Annotated in this window: 25 protein-coding genes and 1 tRNA gene; 14 read left to right on the top strand and 12 right to left on the bottom strand. The window is 40.5% G+C overall.

Going from position 1 to position 23,049, the window contains the following annotated elements:
* Nucleotides 1–15 precede the first annotated feature (15 nt).
* Together AC5YGB_RS00205 and AC5YGB_RS00200 are read left to right on the top strand one after the other, a co-directional pair.
* Nucleotides 16–840, top strand: a complete 825-nt coding sequence (locus tag AC5YGB_RS00205; RefSeq protein WP_496137342.1) for an enoyl-CoA hydratase — start codon at nucleotides 16–18, stop codon at nucleotides 838–840.
* Nucleotides 828–2,471 carry an AMP-binding protein gene (locus AC5YGB_RS00200; RefSeq protein WP_496137341.1) on the top strand — a complete coding sequence of 548 codons (1,644 nt, stop codon included), beginning with the start codon at nucleotides 828–830 and terminating at the stop codon, nucleotides 2,469–2,471. The genes AC5YGB_RS00205 and AC5YGB_RS00200 overlap by 13 nt, the downstream gene beginning before the upstream one ends.
* Nucleotides 2,472–2,523: 52 nt before the next feature.
* Here the strand turns inward: AC5YGB_RS00200 and AC5YGB_RS00195 are convergent.
* From AC5YGB_RS00195 to coxB, 7 genes are all read right to left on the bottom strand, one after another.
* Nucleotides 2,524–2,599 (bottom strand) — tRNA-Thr (locus AC5YGB_RS00195).
* A 63-nt stretch (nucleotides 2,600–2,662) separates the two neighbouring features.
* Entirely contained in the window at nucleotides 2,663–3,361 is a 699-nt protein-coding gene (locus AC5YGB_RS00190; RefSeq protein WP_496137340.1) for an SURF1 family cytochrome oxidase biogenesis protein, read from the bottom strand.
* A gap of 2 nt (nucleotides 3,362–3,363) precedes the next feature.
* A complete protein-coding gene (locus AC5YGB_RS00185) occupies nucleotides 3,364–3,582 on the bottom strand; it encodes a DUF2909 family protein (protein ID WP_020024937.1) in 219 nt (72 codons plus the stop codon).
* Between the two features lie 69 nt (nucleotides 3,583–3,651).
* Nucleotides 3,652–4,530 (bottom strand): cytochrome c oxidase subunit 3, encoded by an 879-nt coding sequence (locus AC5YGB_RS00180; protein ID WP_020024938.1) that lies wholly within the window; start codon nucleotides 4,528–4,530, stop codon nucleotides 3,652–3,654.
* 15 nt (nucleotides 4,531–4,545) lie between these two features.
* Nucleotides 4,546–5,067, bottom strand: coding sequence for a cytochrome c oxidase assembly protein (locus AC5YGB_RS00175; protein ID WP_020024939.1), 522 nt, complete (start codon nucleotides 5,065–5,067; stop codon nucleotides 4,546–4,548).
* Between the two features lie 99 nt (nucleotides 5,068–5,166).
* Nucleotides 5,167–6,780 (bottom strand): cytochrome c oxidase subunit I, encoded by a 1,614-nt coding sequence (ctaD, locus tag AC5YGB_RS00170; protein WP_020024941.1) that lies wholly within the window; start codon nucleotides 6,778–6,780, stop codon nucleotides 5,167–5,169.
* A gap of 15 nt (nucleotides 6,781–6,795) precedes the next feature.
* Nucleotides 6,796–7,917 carry a cytochrome c oxidase subunit II gene (gene coxB / locus AC5YGB_RS00165; protein WP_496137339.1) on the bottom strand — a complete coding sequence of 374 codons (1,122 nt, stop codon included), beginning with the start codon at nucleotides 7,915–7,917 and terminating at the stop codon, nucleotides 6,796–6,798.
* A 313-nt stretch (nucleotides 7,918–8,230) separates the two neighbouring features.
* Between coxB and AC5YGB_RS00160 the strand changes: the two genes are divergently transcribed.
* Both AC5YGB_RS00160 and AC5YGB_RS00155 read left to right on the top strand, forming a co-directional pair.
* Entirely contained in the window at nucleotides 8,231–9,205 is a 975-nt protein-coding gene (locus AC5YGB_RS00160) for a COX15/CtaA family protein (protein ID WP_496138029.1), read from the top strand.
* A gap of 23 nt (nucleotides 9,206–9,228) precedes the next feature.
* A complete protein-coding gene (locus AC5YGB_RS00155) occupies nucleotides 9,229–9,963 on the top strand; it encodes an SCO family protein (protein WP_496137338.1) in 735 nt (244 codons plus the stop codon).
* Here the strand turns inward: AC5YGB_RS00155 and AC5YGB_RS00150 are convergent.
* The 4 genes from AC5YGB_RS00150 to hisF are packed head-to-tail and all read right to left on the bottom strand — an operon-like array spanning nucleotide 9,949 to nucleotide 12,408.
* A complete protein-coding gene (locus AC5YGB_RS00150; protein WP_020024945.1) occupies nucleotides 9,949–10,140 on the bottom strand; it encodes a DUF2970 domain-containing protein in 192 nt (63 codons plus the stop codon). The two genes, AC5YGB_RS00155 and AC5YGB_RS00150, sit on opposite strands and share 15 nt — an antisense overlap.
* 2 nt (nucleotides 10,141–10,142) lie before the next feature.
* Nucleotides 10,143–11,039: a heme o synthase gene (gene cyoE, locus AC5YGB_RS00145; protein WP_496137337.1), complete on the bottom strand. Its 897-nt coding sequence runs from the start codon at nucleotides 11,037–11,039 to the stop codon at nucleotides 10,143–10,145.
* Entirely contained in the window at nucleotides 11,039–11,575 is a 537-nt protein-coding gene (locus tag AC5YGB_RS00140) for a redox-active disulfide-containing membrane protein (protein ID WP_496137336.1), read from the bottom strand. Before AC5YGB_RS00140 ends, cyoE begins: the two co-directional genes overlap by 1 nt.
* Before the next feature lie 59 nt (nucleotides 11,576–11,634).
* Nucleotides 11,635–12,408 carry an imidazole glycerol phosphate synthase subunit HisF gene (gene hisF / locus AC5YGB_RS00135; RefSeq protein ID WP_496137335.1) on the bottom strand — a complete coding sequence of 258 codons (774 nt, stop codon included), beginning with the start codon at nucleotides 12,406–12,408 and terminating at the stop codon, nucleotides 11,635–11,637.
* 122 nt (nucleotides 12,409–12,530) lie between these two features.
* On the opposite strand from hisF, the gene uppS reads away from it, so the two are divergent.
* The 10 genes from uppS (at nucleotide 12,531) to ribF (ending at nucleotide 21,989) form a co-directional block, all read left to right on the top strand.
* Nucleotides 12,531–13,277, top strand: coding sequence for a polyprenyl diphosphate synthase (gene uppS, locus AC5YGB_RS00130; protein ID WP_496137334.1), 747 nt, complete (start codon nucleotides 12,531–12,533; stop codon nucleotides 13,275–13,277).
* The gene (locus tag AC5YGB_RS00125; protein ID WP_496137333.1) at nucleotides 13,277–14,083 is read left to right on the top strand and encodes a phosphatidate cytidylyltransferase; all 807 of its coding nucleotides are present in this window, start codon (nucleotides 13,277–13,279) and stop codon (nucleotides 14,081–14,083) included. The genes uppS and AC5YGB_RS00125 overlap by 1 nt, the downstream gene beginning before the upstream one ends.
* Nucleotides 14,080–15,231, top strand: coding sequence for a 1-deoxy-D-xylulose-5-phosphate reductoisomerase (gene dxr, locus AC5YGB_RS00120; RefSeq protein ID WP_496137332.1), 1,152 nt, complete (start codon nucleotides 14,080–14,082; stop codon nucleotides 15,229–15,231). The genes AC5YGB_RS00125 and dxr overlap by 4 nt, the downstream gene beginning before the upstream one ends.
* An 11-nt stretch (nucleotides 15,232–15,242) precedes the next feature.
* A complete protein-coding gene (locus tag AC5YGB_RS00115) occupies nucleotides 15,243–16,361 on the top strand; it encodes a peptidoglycan DD-metalloendopeptidase family protein (RefSeq protein WP_496137331.1) in 1,119 nt (372 codons plus the stop codon).
* A gap of 78 nt (nucleotides 16,362–16,439) precedes the next feature.
* Complete coding sequence (locus AC5YGB_RS00110; RefSeq protein ID WP_496137330.1) at nucleotides 16,440–17,315, top strand: phosphoribosylaminoimidazolesuccinocarboxamide synthase; 876 nt, start codon at nucleotides 16,440–16,442, stop codon at nucleotides 17,313–17,315.
* Entirely contained in the window at nucleotides 17,306–18,106 is an 801-nt protein-coding gene (locus AC5YGB_RS00105) for a DUF2797 domain-containing protein (protein ID WP_496137329.1), read from the top strand. Before AC5YGB_RS00110 ends, AC5YGB_RS00105 begins: the two co-directional genes overlap by 10 nt.
* A 12-nt stretch (nucleotides 18,107–18,118) precedes the next feature.
* Nucleotides 18,119–18,949: an ATPase gene (locus AC5YGB_RS00100; RefSeq protein WP_496137328.1), complete on the top strand. Its 831-nt coding sequence runs from the start codon at nucleotides 18,119–18,121 to the stop codon at nucleotides 18,947–18,949.
* A 4-nt stretch (nucleotides 18,950–18,953) separates the two neighbouring features.
* On the top strand, nucleotides 18,954–20,006 hold the full coding sequence (gene metA / locus AC5YGB_RS00095) for a homoserine O-succinyltransferase MetA (RefSeq protein ID WP_496137327.1): 1,053 nt from the start codon (nucleotides 18,954–18,956) through the stop codon (nucleotides 20,004–20,006).
* Between the two features lie 2 nt (nucleotides 20,007–20,008).
* On the top strand, nucleotides 20,009–21,025 hold the full coding sequence (mutY, locus tag AC5YGB_RS00090; RefSeq protein WP_496137326.1) for an A/G-specific adenine glycosylase: 1,017 nt from the start codon (nucleotides 20,009–20,011) through the stop codon (nucleotides 21,023–21,025).
* 40 nt (nucleotides 21,026–21,065) lie between these two features.
* Complete coding sequence (gene ribF / locus AC5YGB_RS00085; RefSeq protein WP_496137325.1) at nucleotides 21,066–21,989, top strand: bifunctional riboflavin kinase/FAD synthetase; 924 nt, start codon at nucleotides 21,066–21,068, stop codon at nucleotides 21,987–21,989.
* Here ribF and pyrC read toward each other — a convergent pair.
* Entirely contained in the window at nucleotides 21,986–23,023 is a 1,038-nt protein-coding gene (gene pyrC / locus AC5YGB_RS00080) for a dihydroorotase (protein WP_496137324.1), read from the bottom strand. The genes ribF and pyrC overlap by 4 nt on opposite strands.
* Nucleotides 23,024–23,049: the final 26 nt, after the last annotated feature.

Genomic DNA, 23,049 nt, shown 5'->3' with positions numbered 1-23,049 from the left:
TATGGAGCCTAAATTATGAGCAGCAATAATAACAACAAAGCTAATACCGATGATTCAATTTTGCTTGAAGAATTTATAGCCAATGGCGTATATCGCTTAACACTTAACGACGCCAAAAAGAGAAACACTCTTTCAGAAGAGATGATGGCCAAACTCAAATCTTCACTCACAGATGCTACGGACAATAAGTCCATAAGAGTAATAATAATTGCGGGCAACGGACCAGCGTTTTGCTCAGGGCATGACTTAAAACAAATGACTGCCGGAAGAGACAACGATGACCAAGGTCTTACCTACTTTAAAAAAGTATTTGCATCTTGCTCAGAGTTAATGCAAATGATTGTTGAGCACCCCAAACCAATCATTGCTGAAGTTTCAGGCGTCGCAGCAGCAGCAGGATGCCAGCTTGTTGCCTGTTGTGATCTTGCTGTAGCTGGAAAGTCTGCTCGATTTATTACTCCGGGCGTAAATATAGGGCTATTCTGCTCCACCCCAATGGTTGCACTGTCCAGAAATGTATCCAACAAAGCAGCGATGGAGATGCTCCTGACAGGTGAAATGGTAAGTGCAGATAAAGCTGAACACATTGGACTTATAAACCGAGTTACAGATGATGCTGATTTGAAACAAGAGACAACAGCTCTGGCAGAACTTATTGCCTCAAAATCTAGTCTGACATTAAAGATTGGAAAGGAAGCCTTTTATAAACAAAAAGATATGCCTCTATCAGAGGCTTGTGACTTCGCGTCAAAAGTCATGGTAGACAACATGTTAGAACATGATGCTAAGGAGGGCATTGGCTCGTTCCTAGAAAAGCGTAAACCTAAATGGCAAAATTAGTGGCGATGAATAATTCTTATAATACTAATCTTGATCGAAATCCTGCTAACTTTCAGCCACTTACGCCGCTAACATTTTTAGAACGTGCGGCATCGGTATACCCAAATCATACTGCTATCGTTCATGGTAAATTAAGACGCAACTACAGCGACTTTTATAGTCGCTCTAGACAACTTGCCTCTGCACTCTCTGCACAGGGTATTGTTCGAGGCGATACTGTCTCGGTAATATTATCAAACACGCCCGCGATGCTGGAGGCCCATTATGGCGTTCCAATGTGTGGCGCAGTTTTACACAGCATTAACACGCGCCTTGATCCAGATACTATTGCGTATCAGCTAGACCACGCAAACTCCAAGGCTTTAATAGTTGATCGTGAATTTCTAAAAACCGCTAAAACGTCACTGGAACTTGCTGGAGTATCGCCGATTTTGATTGAGTTTAATGATAGCGAATACCCCATCAAAGAATCATTGCCTGGGGCAATAGAGTATGAGGAATTTTTATTAAAGGGCGATAAAAATTACAATTGGCTCATGCCTGAGGATGAATGGGATGCAATCTCCTTAAACTACACTTCTGGCACAACTGGAAACCCCAAAGGCGTTGTCTCTCATCATCGAGGAGCCTATCTTTTGGCACAAGGAAATGCGATGATTGCCTCAATAAAAAAGCATTCGGTCTACCTTTGGACACTGCCCATGTTTCATTGCAATGGCTGGTGCTTCCCTTGGACAATGTCAGCTATTATTGGGACACATGTCTGCTTGAGACGTGTTATGGCAGAGCCAATTTGGGAGTCCCTTGCTGAGCACAAGGTAACACATTTATGCGGAGCTCCAATTGTTATGTCAACAATACTGGCGGCATCAGATAATGAAAAAAAATTATTAGAAAAACAAGTAGATTTTTTTACAGCAGCGGCCCCACCTCCAGAGTCAGTCTTAACCAACATGAAAGATGCCGGGTTTAATATTACGCATCTTTATGGACTCTCTGAAACCTATGGTCCAGCAGTGGTAAATGAGTGGCACCAAGAATGGGACGACTTAGCTGAAAGCGAACAAGCCTCTTTAAAAGCAAGGCAAGGTGTTCGCTACCTGCCACTTGAATCTTTAGCTGTTATGAATCCAAAAACAATGCGGCCCGTGCCTCGTGATGGCAAGACAATAGGCGAAGTCATGTTTAGAGGCAACGTAGTCATGAAAGGCTATCTAAAAAATAAGGCTGCTACTGATGAATCATTTAAGGACGGCTGGTTTCATTCTGGAGACCTAGGGGTTATCCATGAAGATGGGTATATCCAGCTGAAAGATCGCTCCAAGGATATTATTATTTCTGGTGGTGAAAATATTTCATCAATCGAAATTGAAGAGGTGCTATACAAACACCCCTCTGTTGAGGCGGCTGCTGTTGTAGCGATGCCAGATGAAAAGTGGGGCGAGACTCCGTGCGCATTTGTTCAGCTTAAAAAAGCAAGCCACGCCTCTGAAGAAGAGCTCAGCCAATGGTGTAGAGATCATATGGCCTCTTTTAAGCTTCCTCGTCAATTCTATTTTGAGGACATCCCAAAAACCTCTACAGGAAAAATACAAAAGTTTATTTTGCGTGAGCAGGCAAAAAACTTATAAGAAAAGTTTGAAATAAAAAAGCGGCCCATCGGGCCGCTTAATCAAGATTTGCTGGTGCCGACACACGGACTCGAACCGCGGACCTACTGATTACAAATCAGTTGCACTACCAACTGTGCTATGTCGGCTTAGAGCGAAATTATACAGTAAAGAATTTTTTTTCAGTAATATTTTATAGCCTCAAAATAGAGTTACTTTTTTCGCTGTTTTATAGCAATACGTATACCTATAATCCCAAGAACGATTGCCATCAGAAACCACTGTATGGCATACCCAATATGCTTCTCAATACTTCCCGTATAAGGCTCCCATTTTCTAACAAACCCATCGTCCATTGATGCGTCTAAAAGTCCAACCATACTAGAAAAATTAACGCCTGCTATCTCGCTCATTTTAACTAAATCGACTGCCTGAATTAGAGTTGGGAAATTATTGCTTATCTCGCTTGATTTCAATTCAATTCTTTTGATTGGCTTTGAAATTTGAACCTTAATCTCAGACTTAGTTTTTTCAATTGAGATGTCTGCTAGTTTTTCCCTGTCGCCATTCCAAGGGATAAAGCCTCGATTGATAACTATAGTGCCAGATTGATTCTCTAATTTAAATGGCGTTAAAACATAATATCCAGAAACTTGATCAATAATCTGATTGTCATAGACGAACTGTTTGTTATTTAGATATTGCCCCTTAAGTCTAACCTGGTAATACTCTTTTTCAAGCAGCCTATTTTCATCAGAGATTAATTCTACAATGCCTGTATTTGCTTTTTGTATTGAGGCTTCTATTGCACGTTTTTCGTTAGCGCGGTCAAGCTGCCAAAGCCCCAATGACGCCAGAAAGGCAATAGTTGCAACAATTAGTACTGCAGGAATTAAGAACCTTAAGTTCATTATTACTGAGTGGGCAAAAGATTAAAGCCATTTGGTTCAATCCAACCTAATGCACCTGCAAGCAATAAGAATGCAAAAAGGAGAACTGAAAGAATAATTCTCATTCTTAACGCCTTAAACATTCTATCTGAGCCAGCTTTGCCGCCCTTAAGAAGACCAATAACAGCAGAGCCTAAAAATATAAATATTAAAACAAGTACTGCAATTACAAATAAATTCATATCTTTCCTTGATTGCTTGAAAAAAAAGGCCCCTTAATAGGGGCCATTGAATAAACCTCTATTTCTATATTATATCCAGTAAACAAAAATAAATAGACCCAGCCATACGACATCAACAAAGTGCCAATACCATGCAACGCCCTCAAATGCAAAATGGTTTTCTAAATTAAAGTGTCCCTTCTGGATACGATAAAGGATAACTGTTAACATAATAACGCCGATCGTTACGTGGAAGCCATGAAAACCAGTCAGCAAGTAGAAAGTTGACCCATAAATTCCTGAGGTTAATTTAAGGCCATCATGGTAGGCATGGCCATACTCAGTAATTTGAAAGCCCAGAAAAATAACGCCCAGCGCAATCGTTGCTAGCATCCATGCCATCAAAGCATCTCTGTGACCAGCTCTCAAGGCATGATGTGCATATGTAAGAGTTACTCCTGAAGTTAAAAGTAGTCCCGTATTTAGAGCTGGCAGCCCCCAAGTGTCTACTAGTTTAAAGTTTGTTGAAAATGCCACCCCATTCTGGCCCACATCACCTGGAGTAGAAATTAGTGGCCAAGCCGCCTTAAATCCCTCCCAAAGCTGTGGTGTATAAATGTTGTTATACTCTCCTCCAAGCCATGGAACACTCAAGACCCTTGCATAAAGAAGAGCCCCAAAGAATGCTGCAAAAAACATAACCTCAGAGAAAATAAACCAGCTCATGCCCCACCTAAAAGATCTGTCGACCTGGGAGTTATACATCCCACCCACGCTCTCAGCAACTACCGTACCAAGCCAACCAAACATCATAAATGCTATGATAGCAAAACCCAGAACCATCACAGGCCAGCCCCAGCTGACATCATGCATTTGATTTGCAAAGCCAACAAATAGTGTTGAAATGCCTATTGATCCTATAATTGGCCAATATGTACCATGAGGAACATAATATTTTTCGTTGCTCATTTTCTCTCCCTTTAATTAACTATCTAACTTATAAAAATTATATGACAAGCTCACATCTTTAATCCATTCTGCCATTTCAGGCTCAACCACAAACCGAAGCGCCATTTCTACTTCCTCTCCAGGCTGAAACTCTTGCTTAACAAAACAAAAACACTCTAATTTTTTAAAATGTAGCGCCGCATCTGTTGGCGCCACGCTTGGTATTGCTTGACCAAAAATTACCTCATCGGTCGTATTTTTAGCAATGTAGCTCATGTTATAAAACTTCCCTGGAATAACCTCCATTGAAGTCACTTTTGGTGCAAACTGAACTGGAAAACCAGAACTAGTTGACGCAAAAAAACTAACTGTTACTTCACGCTCTTCATTAATCTGATACTGCTTTTCAGTTTCGACAGTACCCGTCTTACCATTAAACCCAGTTAAGTCACACAATACATCATATATTGGCACCATGGCATAAGCAAAAAAGAACATCAAAACAGGGACGGATACAAGCTTTATCCAAAATCCTTTTGTTATTTTTTTTCTCTCCATATCAGCCGTTAAGCATTATAGTTGCTAAATACAATCCTATTGCTACAATGGCCACTATGAGTGCAGTTCGGCCTTGGCCTTTGCTGTTCTTCTCTGCCATTAACTGTGCTGAGACTCAGCTAAAATTTCAGCTCTGGTTGGTGGCTCATCAAATGTATGGTAAGCAACTGGCGCAGCCAATGTCCACTCTAGGCCCTTAGCACTCTCCCAAGGCCTTGCAACTGCTGGCTTGCCATTTCGAATACAGTCAACCAAAATATAGGTAAACAAAAGAAATGATAGGCCAAAGGCAAAAGAGCCAATTGATGAAATGAAGTTAAAGTCTGCAAACTGAAGCGCATAGTCAGGAATACGACGAGGCATCCCCGCTAATCCTATAAAGTGTTGTGGGAAAAATGTTACATTAACTGAAATCATAGCAATCCAAAAGTGGACTTTCGCTAAGCGCTCGTTATACATTTTTCCAGTCCACTTAGGCAGCCAATAGAAAACAGCTGCAATGATTCCCCACAAGGCTCCAGTTACAAGAACGTAGTGGAAATGTGCAACAACAAAATATGTATCGTGGTACTGAATATCAGCAGGCGCTATTCCAAGCATTAAACCTGAGAAGCCGCCAATTGTAAATAAAAATACAAAAGACAGTGCCCATAACATTGGAGTTTCAAATGACATTGAACCCTTCCACATCGTTGCAACCCAGTTAAAAACTTTAACACCGGTTGGAACTGCAATTAGCATTGTTGCATACATGAAGTAAAGCTCGCCAGCGACTGGCATCCCAGTCAGGAACATATGGTGAGCCCACACTATATAAGACAAGAATGCAATTGATGCAGTTGCATAAACCATCGATGAATAACCAAAGAGTGGCTTCCTTGCAAAAGTAGGAATAATATGGGAGATAATGCCAAAGGCTGGCAAAATCATAATGTACACCTCTGGATGCCCAAAGAACCAGAAAATATGCTGAAACATGACCGGGTCTCCACCGCCAGTTGCATCAAAGAAAGCGGTTCCAAAATTACGATCTGTAAGCATCATAGTTACAGCTCCAGCCAAAACTGGCATTGCACCGATTAGGAGGAATGATGTAATTAACCAAGTCCAAACGAAAAGAGGCATATCCATTAGTCTCATTTCAGGTGCCTTCATATTAAGAACGGTCGCAATAATATTAATGGCGCCCATGATTGATGAGAAACCAAGCAAGTGAATTGCAAAGATAAAGAAGTCAGTTGAATCTGGTGCAAATGTTGTTGAGAGTGGAGCATAAAAAGTCCATCCAAAAGCAGGTGCACCACCTTCCATAAAAAATGTGCTCAGTAGAATCGTGCCAGCAAAAGGCAGTATCCAAAAACTCCAATTATTCATTCTTGGAAGAGCCATATCGGGAGCTCCTACCATCATAGGAATAAGCCAGTTTGCCAGACCAACAAAGGCTGGCATAATGGCTCCAAATACCATGATCAGCCCATGCATTGTTGTCAACTGGTTATAGAACTGTGGCTCAAACAATTGCAGTCCAGGCTGCAATAACTCAGAACGAATTCCCATAGCAAATGCGCCGCCCACCAAGAGCATTGCAAAAGAAAACCACAGATAAAGCGTTCCAATATCCTTGTGGTTAGTTGTCTTAACCCATCTTAGGAGTCCTTTTTCAGGACCATGATGGTGATCGTCGTGTGCTGCTGCCGCTGTAGTTGAGCTCATGTGTTTCTCCTTAAATTAACGTGCAGATGTAACATCTGATGGTTGAACAACTGATCCATTGTTACCAAAAGATCTTCTTTCGTAGGTAATTACCGATGCAATATCTGTATCGCTAAGCATCTTAAATGCAGGCATACCCCTTAAACCATTTAAAACCATGCCTATTTGATAATCTGCGGGGCCATTTGTTACTTCTGACCCTATCATTGCTGGGAAGACTCCCGGAATACCTGAGCCGTCTTTTTGATGACAACCAGAGCAGTTTGCGTTGTAAACTTCCTCACCCCTTGCAACCAAATCAGCCTCTGTCCATTCTTGTGTAGCGCTAGCTAATTCAGCAACTTTTTCAGCCTGTTTGCTCTCAACCCAAGCCGCATAGTCGGCTTTAGAAACAACGTCTACCACAATTGGCATAAACCCATGATCTTTTCCACAAAGCTCAGCACATTGTCCTCTATAAGTTCCAATTTCATTTGGCTTGGCCCATGCATCGTTGATAAATCCAGGATTAGCGTCCTGCTTGACGCCAAAAGCGGGAACCCACCAGTTATGAATAACGTCATTAGAGGTAATTAAAAATCTAACCGTTGTATCAACTGGAAGAACAAGATGATTGTCAACTGAGCGAAGGTAGTCACTTTCCTTATGAACAGCTTCACGCTCCTCAGGTGATGCCTTAATAACGTCTCTCGAAGATTGTGCTAAATTTGAAACAAAGCTGATTCCTTCTTCAGGATAGTCATACTGCCACTTCCATTGAATGCCGGTTACCTTGATAGTCATGTCTGCCTTTTCAAGGACCTCAATATCAATCAATGTTTTGGAGGCTGGAATTGCCATTGCAATTAAGATTAAGATTGGAATTCCTGTCCATATAAATTCAACTGTCGTACTCTCATGAAAATGTGCAGCCTTAGCTCCCTTTGACTTTCTGTGGGCAATGATCGAATAGAACATAGCACCAAATACTACAACGCCGATACCAACACAAACCCAAAATGCCATCATATGAAGCCAGTAAATGTCCTGGCTAAGGTCAGTGATGCCTTTTGTCATATTAAGTGTATACTCTGCAAAAGCAGATCTAGGGCCTAATAATGCTGCAATAGCGCTAGTAATAGTCAACAATAGTTTCATAGATTCTCCGAATTAAACCTTTTTTTAGCTATATAAATAGTACTTGAATGTGTAATTTCAAGTTTCAATTAAAAAATGCAACCAAATGATACCTGTTTATCTCTTTTTTACCAAGTAATAATTCACCTTTATTCTCAATATTGATTGAACTTTTTTCACCGACAAACTGAATACTAAAAAATTACACTCCTATTATTGAAAAAAAAGAATAAACCCCTAAATATAAGATGCACATTTATTAAATGTTTTTTGAATTTTTTTAATCAAGCAGCTACTTTGTTAACTAAAATAGATGCCTCATTTACTGGATTTTATGTACTCTAAAGCACTTAACCTCTCATTTATTTTAGCTCTCATAGTTGTCATCTTAGGAGCATATACTCGCCTTGCTGATGCGGGACTAGGATGTCCCGACTGGCCTGGATGCTACGGTCAGCTTTTAGTGCCTGACATCATCTCTGCAGAATATGACAGGCCCCTGGATGTTGCAAAAGCCTGGAAAGAAATGGTTCATCGCTACGCCGCTTCAATACTTGGCCTATCAATTGTTATTATCTTTTTATTAGCAATTTTTAGGAGGCCGGATACGCTCCGTTCTGTAAAGCTGCCAACTGCGCTTCTATTATTGGTTAGTTTTCAAGGCGCCCTAGGGATGTGGACAGTAACGGAATTAGTACATCCAGGAATAGTTACGATGCATTTATTGGGTGGCTTTTCAACAACAACTCTTCTCTTTTGGCTGCTTCTTAATGAACGTAAGCCTCTTACTCTTGATCAGCCAATTCTCAACAAGCACAAGATAATGCTTGCCATTGTTAGTTTGCTTCTAGTTTTTCAAATTTTTCTTGGAGGGTGGACCAGCACTAACTATGCTGCACTTGCCTGCGGGGACTATTTTCCTAGCTGTCTAGGAGAGATGTGGCCTGATGACATGGACTTTAATAATGCCTACTATTGGGGGCCACTTGGAGTTGATTATGAGTTTGGTGTCCTAGAAAATGAAACACGAACAGCAATCCAAATGGTTCATCGTGTTGGCGCACTTGTTGTAACTACAGCAATAATTACTTTTTCATTTGCCCTTAGAAACTACAAAGCACTCAAAAACAGTGTGCTTATAGTTCTTGCCCTTCTAGCAATTCAAGTTGCGCTGGGGATAATTAATGTAGTAATGTCTCTGCCTATGTTTGCTGCAACAATGCATAATGTAGTCGGCCTTGCGCTGCTCTTGAGTCTTGTGAACCTTGCTCACAAAATGTTCACAAAAGAAAATGCTCTTCAAAGCTAATTGACACCTTTGTAGGCCTTATTATGACAAAAAGTACTCAAATTTATTTCCTTATTCTTGTAGCTATTATTAGTGCTGCAGTTTTCTTCTTCCTTGGTGGCAAGCCCACCATGGAGGAACTCAAAAAGTCTGTTGCTCCTGCTGCGTCTTTATACCCTGAAGCAAAATCAGTTTCAGATAAACTCAACTTTATCGATGATGCATCAAAAAACACTCATTTATCAGATGTGGCAGATGATAAATGGGCGCTTCTGTATTTTGGGTACACTTCGTGTCCAGATGTTTGTCCAATTGACCTCTCTAAAATAAACCAAGCATCGAAGTTAATGGAAAATAGTGATCAACTACAAGTTGTATTTGTCTCTGTTGATCCTGATAGAGACATAGGAAGCCTAGACAACTTTGCTAAAGCTTTTAATTCATCTTTCAAGGGCTTAACCGCAAAGCAGGATGAGCTAATTTCTATTAGCAAAACGCTTGGCGTTTATCACGAAGTGGTTCAGTCTCAAAAAACAGCTCAAGAGGATCATAGCAATCATAATCATTCTCACGATGATGATTCGCATGATTCACACAAAATGGTAGCCGATGAAAAACCCGGCTCTACAAAAGTTGCACATTACGATGTTGACCACACTAGCAGCTATTTGCTCTTTAATCCAGAACTGAAGCTAGTTGCTCTTTTGACAAACCCTCACGAGCCTGCGCCTATGGCTGAGGCTCTTGATAAAATCATAGATGCTTTAGGAAAGAACTAGCCTTACAGCAAAAATTAATGAGCCGATAAAAAGCACCGTCATCATAAGACCTACAATGATGTATGGCCATGGGCCTGTTTTTTCTGTAGCATCAAAATCTTGGGCAAGATTCTTTTTTTTTCCAACTCCAATCATTGCAGAGGCCACTGCTCTAAAAACCTGAAGCAAAGATTTCATGTCTAGGCAGCAACCCCAAAATTCATTAGAAGGTAATGATCTATCAATAGCCCCACGAATAAAACCATCAAGTAATTAATTGAATATTTAAAAGTCTTAAACGCAATCTTAGAATTCTCAGGCTCAAGAAAAATCTTAATTGAGTATCCTAAAAAAAGAGCCCCAAGGGATACTGCACAAATCAAATATATCAAGCCACTCATTCCAGTTAGAAAAGGTAGCAAAGTTACAAGAAACAAAAGGACTGTATACAAAAGGATTTGTACTCTAGTAAATTCTAGTCCATGTGTAACTGGCAGCATTGGAATTTCAGCTTTTTTATATTCTTCACTCCTATGAATAGCCAAAGCCCAAAAGTGCGGAGGGGTCCATATAAAAACAATGAGAAACAGAAGTAATGCATACTCAAGGCCATTCGAACCCGCAATTGAAGTCCACCCAAGAACTGGTGGTGCAGCCCCTGCAGCGCCGCCAATAACTATGTTTTGTGGAGTGGCTCTTTTCAAATACATCGTATAAAAGACGGCGTATCCTATTAAAGAAAGAAGGGTTAGAACTGCAGTCAATAAGTTTACAAAAACGACTAGAAGGGCGATTCCAACAACGCCCAAAAAAGCACCCCAGATAAGCGCCTGCGTCCTTGTAACTTTACCCTGAGGTAAAGGCCTCCGATCAGTTCTAGACATCTGCGTATCAATTTTTTCGTCAACAACATGATTAAATACAGCTGCAGACATTGCAGCCAATGAAATTCCCGCCGATGCTGCAAGAATAAGAAGTAGATTAGGCACATAGGGAACAGCTAGGAGCATTCCAACAACTGCTGTAAGCAAAATAAGCATCACAACTTTAATCTTACAGAGGCCCAAAAGATCTTTCAAGGAAGGAAGGTTTTCCATTAGCCTATCCTTGAGTATTTAAGAAGTCGCTTTAAATCCTTAAGCACAAATTTTATGTTGATATCCTTTGGATCGTAATACAGCATAAAGTTTCCAATAGGATCAATCAGAAAAATAGAGTTTTCTGGCAATCTTGAAAGCTGGCCTAATAGCTTGTCACTTGTGATACTCGCCAGGATGAGTTTTTCATCCTCAACAGAAGGCACTGATCCATCATTAGTAATAAGCATTCTTTGGATTCGGCGCATGTCCATATTGATCAGTGTGCGAATAGTCTTCACGTCTGCAACAGCTTGATTACAGAGGGTATCACAACTATCTGTTACATAGGCCAGTGTCCAAACTCCTTGCAGGGAGGCGTCTCCTTTTATGTCAAGGTCTGACTTTTCAGTAACAATTACTGGTGCGATTAATTCACCATAGTTAACCGTATTTTGGCTGAAATAGGACGGGTTTAAATAAAAGAACAAAGTTCCCAACCCTATTGGAAGAAGAAATATTGATAAAAGCGCCCAAAATTCTTTTTTAAAAGTCATGTTTTTCCCGAAATCAAAACTGCGTAATGATACGCTGAAGGAGTCAAAAACTCAACTTGCTATAGCCTTACTTCGATGCCTTTTTGTTGCATCGATTTTTTGGCCTCATCAACCGTAAACTCGGCAAAGTGAAAAATGCTCGCAGCAAGAACTGCGTCGGCCCCGCCATCGACCACGCCCTCGGACAAGTGCAATAAATTGCCAACCCCGCCAGAGGCAATCACTGGAACATTGACAGCGTCAGATACGGCTCGCGTTAACTCAAGGTCAAACCCGTCTTTGGTTCCGTCTCTGTCCATCGAGGTAAGCAGTATTTCACCGGCGCCATTTTCTCCCTTGGTCATTTTTAGTGCCCATTCTATAGCGTCAATGCCTGTTGTTTTTCTGCCGCCATGAGTATAGATTTCCCATTTAGAGGGGTTTGACGAAACTCTTTTAGCATCAATTGCAATCACAATACACTGGGACCCAAAAATAGCGCAGAGCTCGTTAATAAGGCCCGGGTTAAAAATAGCAGCAGAATTAACTGCAACCTTGTCTGCCCCTGCCTTAAGCATGGCTCTAACATCGTCAGCTTCTCGAATGCCGCCGCCAACAGTCAGAGGAATAAAAACTTGTTCAGCAATTTTTTCGACCATGGCAACTGTCGTATTTCTTCCTTCATGCGAAGCCGTTATATCAAGAAACGTAATTTCATCTGCACCCTCACTGTCATAGCGCTTTGCAACCTCAACAGGGTCTCCAGCATCCTTGATGTCAACAAACTTAACGCCCTTGACCACCCTTCCATCACGGACATCTAGGCAGGGGATTATTCTCTTAGCTAAACTCATAGTATGGATTTTACCGTATAAATCCTCATTTACTGTCTAACGAGAGCCCTATTTAATTAATCGTTTAAATTGAAATACTTTGCAATGGGCAATTTAATGACTAGTGGGTATAATTGCGCTCTATGAGCTCAGAAAATGCCGGTTTGCAAACCAACAATCAAAGCCCTCCTAAGCATATAGCTATCATTATGGACGGCAACGGAAGGTGGGCTAAAGCAAAACATCTGCCTCGCTCGAGTGGCCATCAAAAGGGCGTTAGAACCGTTAGAAAAATTGTCAAGCACTGTGCAAAGTTAGGCGTCAATACACTTACTCTTTTTGCTTTTAGTAGTGAAAATATGAAACGCTCAAGTGAAGAAGTGGGTCTCCTTTTCAAGCTATTCTTAACCGTTTTGAAAACTGAGACAAAAAAACTTAAAGACAACAACATCAAACTAAAAATTATTGGAGATCTCTCCGTATTCACCCCTGAAATACAATCACTTGCTCGCGAAGCAGAAAAACAACTTTCCAATAATTCAGGACTAAATCTAGTCATTGCAGCTAATTATGGAGGCCAATGGGACATTGCAAAATCGGCAAAGAAAATTGCATTTGAATCCGCTAATGGCAACATTAATCCAGAAGATATTGACTCCTCAACCTTTCAATCATACACCTCTCTAGCCTCCTATCCAAAAGTTGACCTTCTTATTCGAACAAGTGGCGAGATTAGGCTAAGCAATTTTTTGCTGTGGGATATTGCTTATAGTGAATTCTATTTTTGTGAAACCTTGTGGCCAGATTTTGATGAAGATTCTCTAGATATTGCAATTAAGGACTTTCATTCCAGAGATAGGCGCTATGGTGAGCGCAATGGGGAGAGGTAATGCTCATTAAAAGAGCTCTAACAGCACTTGTTTTAGCACCAATAGCTATTGCAGGAATACTGCTATTAAATGAGACTTGGTTCTCAGCAGCTCTTGGATTAATTCTTATTATTGTCTCTTGGGAGTATTGCAGACTAGTGTCAATAACCAGCCCTACCAATAAAGCCATTTTCACTATAGCAATATTGGCGCTGGCTTTTATTTTTTCTAAAAACACAACACTACTAGCGCCCTTACTATTCCTAGCACTAGCATGGTGGTTTGTCGCTTTATATTGGGTCATAAAATACCCAGATAGTCATGCCAGTGTTAGCAAAAATATTTACACATCAGTTATAAATGGGCTCTTTCTATTTGTGCCGATGGCGGCTGCAATCATTATTCTTCAGTCTCAAAATAGTTCATTAGTGCTTTTTCTACTGGCACTAATCTGGGCAGCAGACATCGGCGCTTATTTTTCAGGAAAACAGTTTGGCAATAAAAAACTCTGTCCTGAGGTAAGCCCAAACAAAACACTTGCAGGCCTATATGGCGGCATTATTCTTGCTCAAGCTGTTGCTCTCTGTTATGTCTTCATTGTTGTTCAGGCGCCTAACTTAAAGGACTTTTTGGTCTTTAGTATTTTAGCCCTCGTGGTCTCTTTAGTCTCAGTCCTTGGTGATTTATTTGAGAGCTTATTAAAGCGCATTAGCGGCTATAAAGATAGTGGAGATATTCTTCCAGGGCATGGTGGGCTTTTGGATCGCATTGATAGCCTAACATCGTCTGCACCAATATTTCTTCTCTTGCTGGTCTTTGTCCTATGAAAAATATTGCAATTCTTGGGGCGACAGGCTCAATTGGACTCAACACGCTAGATGTTATTGCTCGCCATCCAGACAAATATAGCGCGTTCGCTGTCAGCGCGCACTCAAACTGGAAAAGTCTGAATGAACTCTGCAAAAAGCATATGCCAAAATACGCAATTTTGATCGATGAAGAGGCGGCTGACAATCTAAGAAAGTTGGCTCCAAAGGGAGTGGAGGTCTTAAGCGGTGAGAATGCACTTGATGATATCGCCTCTCATATTCAAACTGATTTTGTTATGGCTGCAATCGTTGGTGGAGCCGGCATGTCATCCACTTTTTCTGCCGCTATGGCTGGTAAAAGAATAATGCTCGCTAATAAAGAGTCTCTAGTTTTAGGCGGCGCTCTTCTAATGAATGCCGCCAACAAATCAGGCGCTGAAATCATTCCAGTTGACTCTGAGCACAGCGCAATTTTTCAATGCCTTCAGGCGGGCAAGGAAGGATTAAACAAAATTCAATTGACTGCTTCTGGCGGGCCATTTTTAAATATGCCATTTGTCTCTCTTAGTAAAGTCACTCCAGAGGAGGCATGTAATCATCCGAACTGGAAAATGGGACAAAAAATTTCTGTTGACTCTGCAACAATGATGAACAAGGGGCTCGAAGTGATTGAGGCTAGCTTCTTGTTTAATCTTCCTGCAACTCACATTGAAGTTATTGTGCACCCTCAAAGCATTGTTCACTCGTGCGTCTATTATGATGATGGCAGCGTTCTATCACAAATGGGCCTTCCCGATATGAGAAGTGCAATATCTTATGCGCTGTCTTTTCCTGGAAGACAGCTATCAGGAGTCGAGGTGCTAGACCTTACTAAACAGCCTCCATTGGAATTTTATCCGCCCGACATGAAAAAGTACAAATGTTTAGAGCTTGCATATCAAGCCATAAAACAAGGCGGAAACGCCCCTGGCACTCTAAACGCAGCGAATGAGGTTGCTGTTGATGCCTTTTTAAAAAATAAAATAGGCTTTTTAGACATCAGTAAGATAATTGAAAAAACTCTCAACGAGACGCCCACTCAAAATCTTGACACACTCCCTAGTGTTGTGGAAAATGACCAGCTTTCACGTCAACTGGCCTTGTCGTTAATTTCTAAAAACGACTAAACCCAACAATAATGATTAAATCTTTTTTTATTTCATTGCTTCTAGCATGTGTGGTTTTCTCAGCCCCCTCTTTTGCAGGCGGTCAGCATGACTTTAGCTTTAAGGTTTCGCGTGGGGATGCTTTTTATAAGTTTTTCTATAGCACAGGGCTTTCAGGCAAGCTGCTGACAAAACTAATGACGTCAGATCCGAGAGCTCAAAGGCTCAACAATATTTATCCCGGTGATAAATTCCAGATTAGCCTTAATGATAATCATACTCTCAAGCAAATTATATTTAACCCTGCAAATGATAATCCGCTCTTCATAAACTATGACGGAAAAAGATTTAGCTATGAAAAATCAAATATACAACCTGTTGGAGATGTGTCCTTTACTGTCATTACAATCAATAAGTCTCTTAATTACGACGCTAAGAAGGCTGGCGTTGATGCTGAAGTTGTAAAAATGATGGTAGATAACTTTTCATGGGAGATTGACTTCAGTCGTGATCTTAGAAAAGGTGACAGGTTCTTTTTATCATGGGAAGGAGAGAAGACGCCGAGTGCCATGATTTATATTAGCGGAAGAAAAACTATTGCGCTTTTCTCTCATAAGGACTCTCTTGGTAGAAAGAAATACTATAATTCTAAAGGTGAAACACTAAACGACTCATTTAAATTTGCTCCTACAAAGTACAACAGGATTAGCTCTAGTTTTTCATTGCGTCGCTATCACCCAACACTTAAGACTTATCGTCCTCACCGAGGCACTGATTTTGCTGCACCAAGCGGAACACCTGTATATGCACCAGCAAAAGGGCTAGTTAAGTATGTTGCGACACTATCAGGCTATGGCAACGTAATTTATCTAAAGCATGGCTCTGAGTATGTCACAGTATATGCTCATTTGTCAAAATTTGCCAAGGGTCTAAAGTCCGGCAAGCGAGTTAAAAAAGGCGAGCTCATTGGATATGTGGGCACTACTGGAATGTCTACGGGGCCACATCTTCATTATGAGATTCGCATCAACGGGGTTCACAAAGATGCTGAAAAAGTTAAGCTTAACAAAAAATCAATCGTTCCAAATGCTGAGATGGCAAGCTTTCAAAAAAGAGCTAAACAAATACTTACAAAATTAAAAATTAAATAGGCCTCTATACATAGCAACTTAAACAAACCCTTAGCTCAATCGATTAAAATAAAGCCATACAGCTATTAAAGTAATCAAATGAGCTCTCATATTCGAATAGATCTATCCTTACCTCTTCTTCATCAGGGAAAAGTAAGAGACATATATGATATTGATTCTCAATACATGCTCATTGTAGCAACCGACCGACTCTCAGCATTTGACGTTATCTTCGAGCAGCCAATTGCAAGTAAAGGCAAAATCCTTACAGAAATAGCAAACTTCTGGTTTGACAAAACTAAGCATATTGTTCAAAACCATCTAACCAAAATAAAGCTTGAAGAAGTATTGACAGCCAAAGAGGTGGAGACACTTTCAGGAAGGGCGATTGTAGTTAAAAAGCTCAAGCCCCTTCCTATTGAAGCCGTCGTTAGAGGCTACTTAATTGGCTCAGGCTGGAAAGAGTATCAAGAGTCTCAGTCGGTTTGTGGTATTGCTTTACCTGATAACTTAAGACTGGCAGAGCAACTTAAAAAACCAATCTTTACTCCGTCCTCAAAAGCTGCAGTTGGAGAGCATGATGCCAATATTTCTTTTGAAAAGGTTGAAGGTCTAATTGGCGCAGAACTAGCGAAAGAAATGAAAGAGGTAAGTCTTAAAATATATAGCTTTGCATCAAAACTTGCGATAGAAAAAGGCATTATTATTGCCGACACTAAGTTTGAATTTGGGCTTGACTCAAATAACCAACTCACGCTTATGGATGAAGTTTTGACGCCTGACTCTTCCAGATTTTGGTCGCTGCCTGACTACACTCCTGGAATAAGTCCAAAAAGCTTTGACAAACAAATCATTAGAGACTATCTTGAGTCACTTGACTGGAACAAGGCGCCCCCTGCACCTGAAATTCCACAAAAAATCATGCGCCACGCAGCAAATAAATATATGGATATTCAGTCAATATTATGCAACTAGCTGGACCAATAAGAATGATGCAAACTTCTCTGGCTGATGGAGAGGCAAAATATAGCCTACCGATTGGCAGCGAAACTGTTGACATGAATGCGCTAGTAGGCAGGCAAATTGAGCTGAGCTTTCAACAAGAAATTACATGCTCAAATTGTGGCAAAAAAACGAATAAAAGCTTTTCACAAGGATATTGCTTCCCATGTGCTCGCTCACTTGCAAGATGTGACATGTGCATCATGAAGCCAGAAACCTGCCATCATCACTTAGGGACCTGTAGAGAGCCTGAGTGGGGTCTTGCCAATTGTTTTTCTTCACATATCGTTTATCTAGCTAACTCTTCTGGGATAAAGGTTGGGATTACTCGAAAAACAAATACTCCCGGAAGATGGATAGACCAAGGAGCAGTATGCGCTTTACCAATTTTAGAGGTTAAAACAAGGCTTGATTCTGGGAAAATTGAGATGGCCCTTAAGTCCTATGTGGCTGACAAGACAAACTGGCGCACAATGCTTAAAAACGAGGTCAAAGATATTGACCTAGTAACAGCTAAAAATGACCTTTTAGCAAAAATACCTAGCTTAGTTAACGAGCTTCAAGCTAGAGACCTTAAGGGCGAAACAATCAATATCAGGTACCCTGTGTTAAAATATCCAACAAAGATTGTCTCTTTAAATTTTGACAAAACACCCCTCATCTCTGGCGTTTTGCAAGGAATTAAAGGACAATACTTATTACTAGATGGTGGCGTGCTAAACCTTAGAAAATTCAGCTCATATCATCTTATAATTAACAGCTAATGGTCTTTTATAATGATATCTGCAGAAAAGTTTAAAAAACTGAAAAATAAGTCTATTACTCTTTTGGGTATGTCTGGTGTTGGCAAAACTCATCTGGCAAAGCTTATTGGAGAAGAAGGAGATTGGTTTCATTTTTCTGGAGACTATAGGATTGGTGCAGCCCACCTCAAAGAAGCTATAATTGCAAATATTTCTGATAAGATGAAAACAGATAATTGGCTAAGGAGACTTTTAGATAACCAGTCAATCAGCATTAATAGCCAAGTAAGTTTTGATAATCTAGAGCCAATCTCAGCATTCTTAGGAAAGGTTGGTAACCCAGAAGAAGGGGGCCTTCCAATAGGTGAATTTATTCGTCGTCAAAATCTTTTTTTTGAGGCAGAAAAAAAGACAATGTACGAAGTGCCTGACTTTATCAAAAAGTCCGAGGCAGAGGGTTTTAGTCATTTTATAAACGACGCCGGGGGTAGTCTTTGTGAGCTCGAAGACCAAGCTCTGTACAAGCTTCTCTCAGAAAAAAGTCTCATCGTCTACATACAAACCAACTCTGAAAATGAGCGAATTCTAATTGAACGTGCCAAAGCCCATCCAAAGCCTATGTATTATGATTCAAAATTTTTTGAGAAATCCATTAACACGTATCTTGCTGAAAACAGCTTAGACTATGTAGCTCAAGTTAGCCCAGATGATTTTGTAAGCTGGGTTTTTCCAAAGCTGATAGAAGATAGGCTTAAAAAATATACAGCGATTGCAAAAAAATATGGCTGCACAATTCAAAGCGATGACCTTCATAATTGCCGCTCTGCGAATGATGTTATTAATTTAATCTCAAGCGCGCTCTGAAGTTATGCCTCTTATAGCACACTCAAACCTGCCTTCTTTTGACCGCCTTGAAAAACAAGGTGAAACAATACTGTCTGAAGAAAGAGCCTCTCATCAGGCCATTAGAGCCCTTCATATTGGCCTGCTGAATATGATGCCTGATTCTGCGCTTGAGGCCACCGAAAGACAGTTCTTTAGGTTGGTTGGTCGCTCTAACCAAGTGGCTCAACTCTACATACATCCTTTTTCCCTCCCTAGCATCAAACGAGGTAAAAAAGCTTCAGAGCATATTAAAAGCCACTATAAAAGCTTTGATGAAATAAAACTTCAAGGCCTTGATGCTCTTATTATTACTGGTGCAAATGTTACTGACCCCGATCTTCAGCTTGCCCCTTTTTATAATGAGCTCCATGAAGTTGTTGACTGGTCTTATGAAAATGTAACCTCAACCTTGTGTTCATGTCTCGCAACTCATGCTGTTTTAGAGTTTAAATACAAACAAAAAAGAAGTCCTATTGGAAAAAAACACTGGGGAGTTTTTCCCCATCAGGTTGTTGATCGAACACATCCATTAGTCAAGGGCGTTAATACACGATTTGATGTTCCTCACTCTCGCCATAATGAAATTTCTAGGTCTCAGTTTGATGAGGCCAACATTAAAGTTTTAGCTGCTAGCAAAGTTGGCGTCCATTTAGCTGTAAGCCCAGACTTGTTTCGTATTGTCTTCTTTCAAGGCCACCCAGAATATGACTCCATTAGTCTTTTAAAGGAGCTAAAAAGAGAAATTGCCATCTATCTTGAAGGCGGTCGTTCATACTATCCACCTTTTCCAACGAATTATCTTTCACCGCAATGTTGTGCAATTCTAGAGGAGTATAAAACAAGGCTTATAGCCAAGTCAGCCTCAATAAAAGACTTCCCTGAGCAGCTCATCATGCAAACGCTTGATAATACATGGCATGATAGTGCAAGCGCTATTATCAACAACTGGATTGGATGCTTTTATCAGGTAACAAATGAGGACATTAAGCTGCCATTTATGGAGTCGGTAGACCCACAAAATCCGCTTGGCTTGTAAAGGTGACAGAGTTAGCAAGAGACTTACTTCGATGGTTTAAAATCAATGGGAGGAAGAGCCTTCCGTGGCAATCATCCCCGCCCAATGTTTATCATATTTGGCTTTCTGAAATCATGCTCCAACAAACACAAGTCATTACAGTCATTGACTACTTTAATAAGTTCATCGCCTGCTTTCCAGACCTAGCCGTTCTTGCAAATGCAAAAGAAGATGAAGTCATGTCAAACTGGGCAGGGCTTGGATATTATAGTCGCGCACGAAACCTTCATAAAACTGCAAAGATAGTCACCTCTATTCACAAGGGCGTCTTTCCAAAAAAATACGAGGAGATTGTTGCGCTTCCTGGTATTGGCCCTTCCACTGCTGGTGCAATTTTGTCATTAGGAAGCGGCTTATCGACCCCAATTCTTGATGGCAATGTAAAAAGAACTCTTTCACGGTATCACAAAGTTGAAGGCCATTACTCTTCAGGCAAAGTCATGGCGGAGTTGTGGCGTCTAGCAAAACATCACACGCCTCAAACAAACAACGCTGAATACACTCAAGCGATCATGGATATTGGTGCAACCATCTGCAAACCAAAAAACCCATTATGTGGCAACTGTCCAATAGCTAGTCATTGTGGGGCCTGTCTCTCCAAAGAGCAAGATATTTATCCACACACAAAAACTAAAAAAAATAAGGCGCCTGAAAAAACTATTGCATTTCTAATATTTACAAACGAAAGGCAACAGGTTTTTCTTAAAAAAAGACCTGGCAAAGGAATATGGGGTGGATTATGGAGCTTTGTAGATTGTGATGACAATGCTGAAGCAATTAATTTTGCAATTCGCCAGCATAACAATAACGCAAAGATTATAAGGCCGCTTGCAAAATTTAAGCATAACTTCACTCACTTTAATTTGTGGATCAACCCAATTTTGGTTGATTCACCTGGCGGGTTAGCCAACTATTATGATGCAAGCAGCTTAGCTCTTGGCACTCCTGCGCCAGTTAAAAAGATACTTCAGGAGCTTTAATTGACCAATAATCAATAGAGTCAGTGAGTAAAATACAAGAATGGAACTGATAAGAGGCCTTCACAATCTAAAAAAACAGCCTGGCTGTATTCTTACCATTGGTAACTTTGATGGTGTTCATCTCGGACACCAAGAGATATTAAAAAAGCTTGTCTCCAAGTCAAAAAAAATGGGACTACCCTCTCTGGTTGTCTCTTTTTCAGTAACACCCGAAACATTTTTTGGAAGACCCAAGGCAAGACTGAGTAGCTTTAGGGATAAACATTTATTTCTGGAGTCTATGGGGATAGATAAACATCTTTTAATCAGGTTTAATAAAGGCTTTTCCGAGCTTTCAGCATCTTCTTTTATTAATCAAGTTCTTGTACAAAAAATTGGAGTAAAGCACTTCTTTATTGGTGATGACTTTCGTTTTGGAAAGGGTCGTCTTGGTGACTTTTCTATGCTGAAAGCAGCCTCCCATGAAAATAACTATACGATTGAGAAATTAAACAGTGTGCTGCTAGATGGGCTCCGCGTTAGCAGTTCTGCGGTACGAAATTTTCTTACCGATGGAAACTTTACTGGGGCTGAAAAATTTCTTGGTAGGCCCTTTTCAATTAGTGGCAAGGTTGCGCATGGAGATAAGCTGGGAAGAACAATTGGGTTTCCCACTGCAAACATAAGCATACATAGAAAATTAAGCCCAGTTCTAGGTGTTTATAGTGTCCTTGTCAAACTTAAATCAAAAATATACAAGGGTGTGTGCAATGTGGGGAAAAGACCGACGCTTGGAGGAAATAAAACGCTTTTGGAGGTTTTTATATTTGATTTTGACAAAGAAATTTATGGTGTCTATGTAACTGTAATATTCAAACAGAAGTGTCGTGAAGAGAAAAAATTTGAATCATTTGACGAGCTAAAAAAACAAATCAAAAATGATGTCGAAAAAAGCAGACTCTTCTTTCAAAACAATATTTCTTAAGTCTTTAGCTTCCAAGAAAGACTCCTCCCAGCATAAAAAGGAATCACTGTTGAGCTTGAAAAGCTAAAGCTTTCAGGGATTTGCCACGTGGTTTTTTCCAATGTAATTGTTTCAATATTTCTACTCAGCCCATAGAAGTCAGGACCAAAATATGAGGCAAAGCCCTCTAGCATATCGATTTTATTTGCTCTATCAAAAGCCTCTGCATAAAGCTCAATAGCTGCATGCGCACTGAAGACTCCAGCGCACCCACAAGCCGATTCTTTTTGACTTTTATCATGCGGAGCGGAGTCTGTTCCTAAAAAAAACTTGGGGCTTCCTGAAGTGGCGGCCTCAATTAGCGCCTCTTGATGGGGGGCTCTTCGTTTTAAAACAGGCAAACAATAAAAATGTGGCTTAATCCCACCAACAAGCATGTGGTTTCTATTTGAAAGCAAATGATGTGGCGTAATGGTTGCAGCAATATTATTGCTGCCTTGGCCTACAAAATCCACTGCCTCCTTTGTTGTGATATGCTCCAAAACAACTTTGAGGCTAGGAAAGTTTTCAACCAAAGGCCCAAGAACGGAGTCCAAAAAAACCTTCTCTCTGTCAAAGATATCAACTTTACTATCTGTAACCTCTCCATGAATAAGAAGGGGAACCCCCTCATTTTGCATTTGCTCAAGGACGGGATAAGTGTTTGACAGATTAGTAACTCCGCTATCTGAATTTGTAGTGGCGCCTGCAGGATAAAGCTTAACAGCATATACATGCTTTTCATTGCTAGCTTCAATTATGTCTTTCTGGGTTGTGTTGTCTGTCAGATATAACGTCATCAGTGGGCTAAAGTTTGTATCGTTGGGAAGGGCATGAATAATTTCCTCACGATATAGCAAGGCTTGCACTGATGTCTTTATAGGTGGAGTTAGGTTTGGCATAATAATAGCCCGGCCCATTTGTTTTGCTGTCATTCCAACAACTGAGCTCATTTCCAAACCATCCCTCAGGTGCAAGTGCCAATCATCAGGTTTAGTTATAGTTAGTTTTTTCACTTTATACGACACTGCGTGTCAAAATA

Source organism: Candidatus Pseudothioglobus sp. uisw_142 (assembly GCF_059512465.1).
Note: the sequence above shows the minus strand (reverse complement) of the source record. Positions and strands in the feature narration are given on the sequence as shown.

What these genes read in the sequence shown, in the direction of transcription:
- ribF (WP_496137325.1), top strand. Translation starts at nt 21,066, where the DNA reads ATGGAACTGATAAGAGGCCTTCACAATCTAAAAAAACAGCCTGGCTGT.
- AC5YGB_RS00115 (WP_496137331.1), top strand. Translation starts at nt 15,243, where the DNA reads ATGATTAAATCTTTTTTTATTTCATTGCTTCTAGCATGTGTGGTTTTC.
- metA (WP_496137327.1), top strand. Translation starts at nt 18,954, where the DNA reads ATGCCTCTTATAGCACACTCAAACCTGCCTTCTTTTGACCGCCTTGAA.
- AC5YGB_RS00180 (WP_020024938.1), bottom strand. Translation starts at nt 4,530, where the DNA reads ATGAGCAACGAAAAATATTATGTTCCTCATGGTACATATTGGCCAATT.
- AC5YGB_RS00190 (WP_496137340.1), bottom strand. Translation starts at nt 3,361, where the DNA reads ATGAACTTAAGGTTCTTAATTCCTGCAGTACTAATTGTTGCAACTATT.
- AC5YGB_RS00205 (WP_496137342.1), top strand. Translation starts at nt 16, where the DNA reads ATGAGCAGCAATAATAACAACAAAGCTAATACCGATGATTCAATTTTG.
- AC5YGB_RS00175 (WP_020024939.1), bottom strand. Translation starts at nt 5,067, where the DNA reads ATGGAGAGAAAAAAAATAACAAAAGGATTTTGGATAAAGCTTGTATCC.
- AC5YGB_RS00155 (WP_496137338.1), top strand. Translation starts at nt 9,229, where the DNA reads ATGACAAAAAGTACTCAAATTTATTTCCTTATTCTTGTAGCTATTATT.
- uppS (WP_496137334.1), top strand. Translation starts at nt 12,531, where the DNA reads ATGAGCTCAGAAAATGCCGGTTTGCAAACCAACAATCAAAGCCCTCCT.
- AC5YGB_RS00100 (WP_496137328.1), top strand. Translation starts at nt 18,119, where the DNA reads ATGATATCTGCAGAAAAGTTTAAAAAACTGAAAAATAAGTCTATTACT.
- dxr (WP_496137332.1), top strand. Translation starts at nt 14,080, where the DNA reads ATGAAAAATATTGCAATTCTTGGGGCGACAGGCTCAATTGGACTCAAC.
- AC5YGB_RS00105 (WP_496137329.1), top strand. Translation starts at nt 17,306, where the DNA reads ATGCAACTAGCTGGACCAATAAGAATGATGCAAACTTCTCTGGCTGAT.
- AC5YGB_RS00185 (WP_020024937.1), bottom strand. Translation starts at nt 3,582, where the DNA reads ATGAATTTATTTGTAATTGCAGTACTTGTTTTAATATTTATATTTTTA.
- AC5YGB_RS00160 (WP_496138029.1), top strand. Translation starts at nt 8,231, where the DNA reads ATGTACTCTAAAGCACTTAACCTCTCATTTATTTTAGCTCTCATAGTT.
- hisF (WP_496137335.1), bottom strand. Translation starts at nt 12,408, where the DNA reads ATGAGTTTAGCTAAGAGAATAATCCCCTGCCTAGATGTCCGTGATGGA.
- cyoE (WP_496137337.1), bottom strand. Translation starts at nt 11,039, where the DNA reads ATGGAAAACCTTCCTTCCTTGAAAGATCTTTTGGGCCTCTGTAAGATT.
- AC5YGB_RS00140 (WP_496137336.1), bottom strand. Translation starts at nt 11,575, where the DNA reads ATGACTTTTAAAAAAGAATTTTGGGCGCTTTTATCAATATTTCTTCTT.
- ctaD (WP_020024941.1), bottom strand. Translation starts at nt 6,780, where the DNA reads ATGAGCTCAACTACAGCGGCAGCAGCACACGACGATCACCATCATGGT.
- coxB (WP_496137339.1), bottom strand. Translation starts at nt 7,917, where the DNA reads ATGAAACTATTGTTGACTATTACTAGCGCTATTGCAGCATTATTAGGC.
- AC5YGB_RS00125 (WP_496137333.1), top strand. Translation starts at nt 13,277, where the DNA reads ATGCTCATTAAAAGAGCTCTAACAGCACTTGTTTTAGCACCAATAGCT.
- AC5YGB_RS00110 (WP_496137330.1), top strand. Translation starts at nt 16,440, where the DNA reads ATGAGCTCTCATATTCGAATAGATCTATCCTTACCTCTTCTTCATCAG.
- AC5YGB_RS00150 (WP_020024945.1), bottom strand. Translation starts at nt 10,140, where the DNA reads ATGAAATCTTTGCTTCAGGTTTTTAGAGCAGTGGCCTCTGCAATGATT.
- AC5YGB_RS00200 (WP_496137341.1), top strand. Translation starts at nt 828, where the DNA reads ATGGCAAAATTAGTGGCGATGAATAATTCTTATAATACTAATCTTGAT.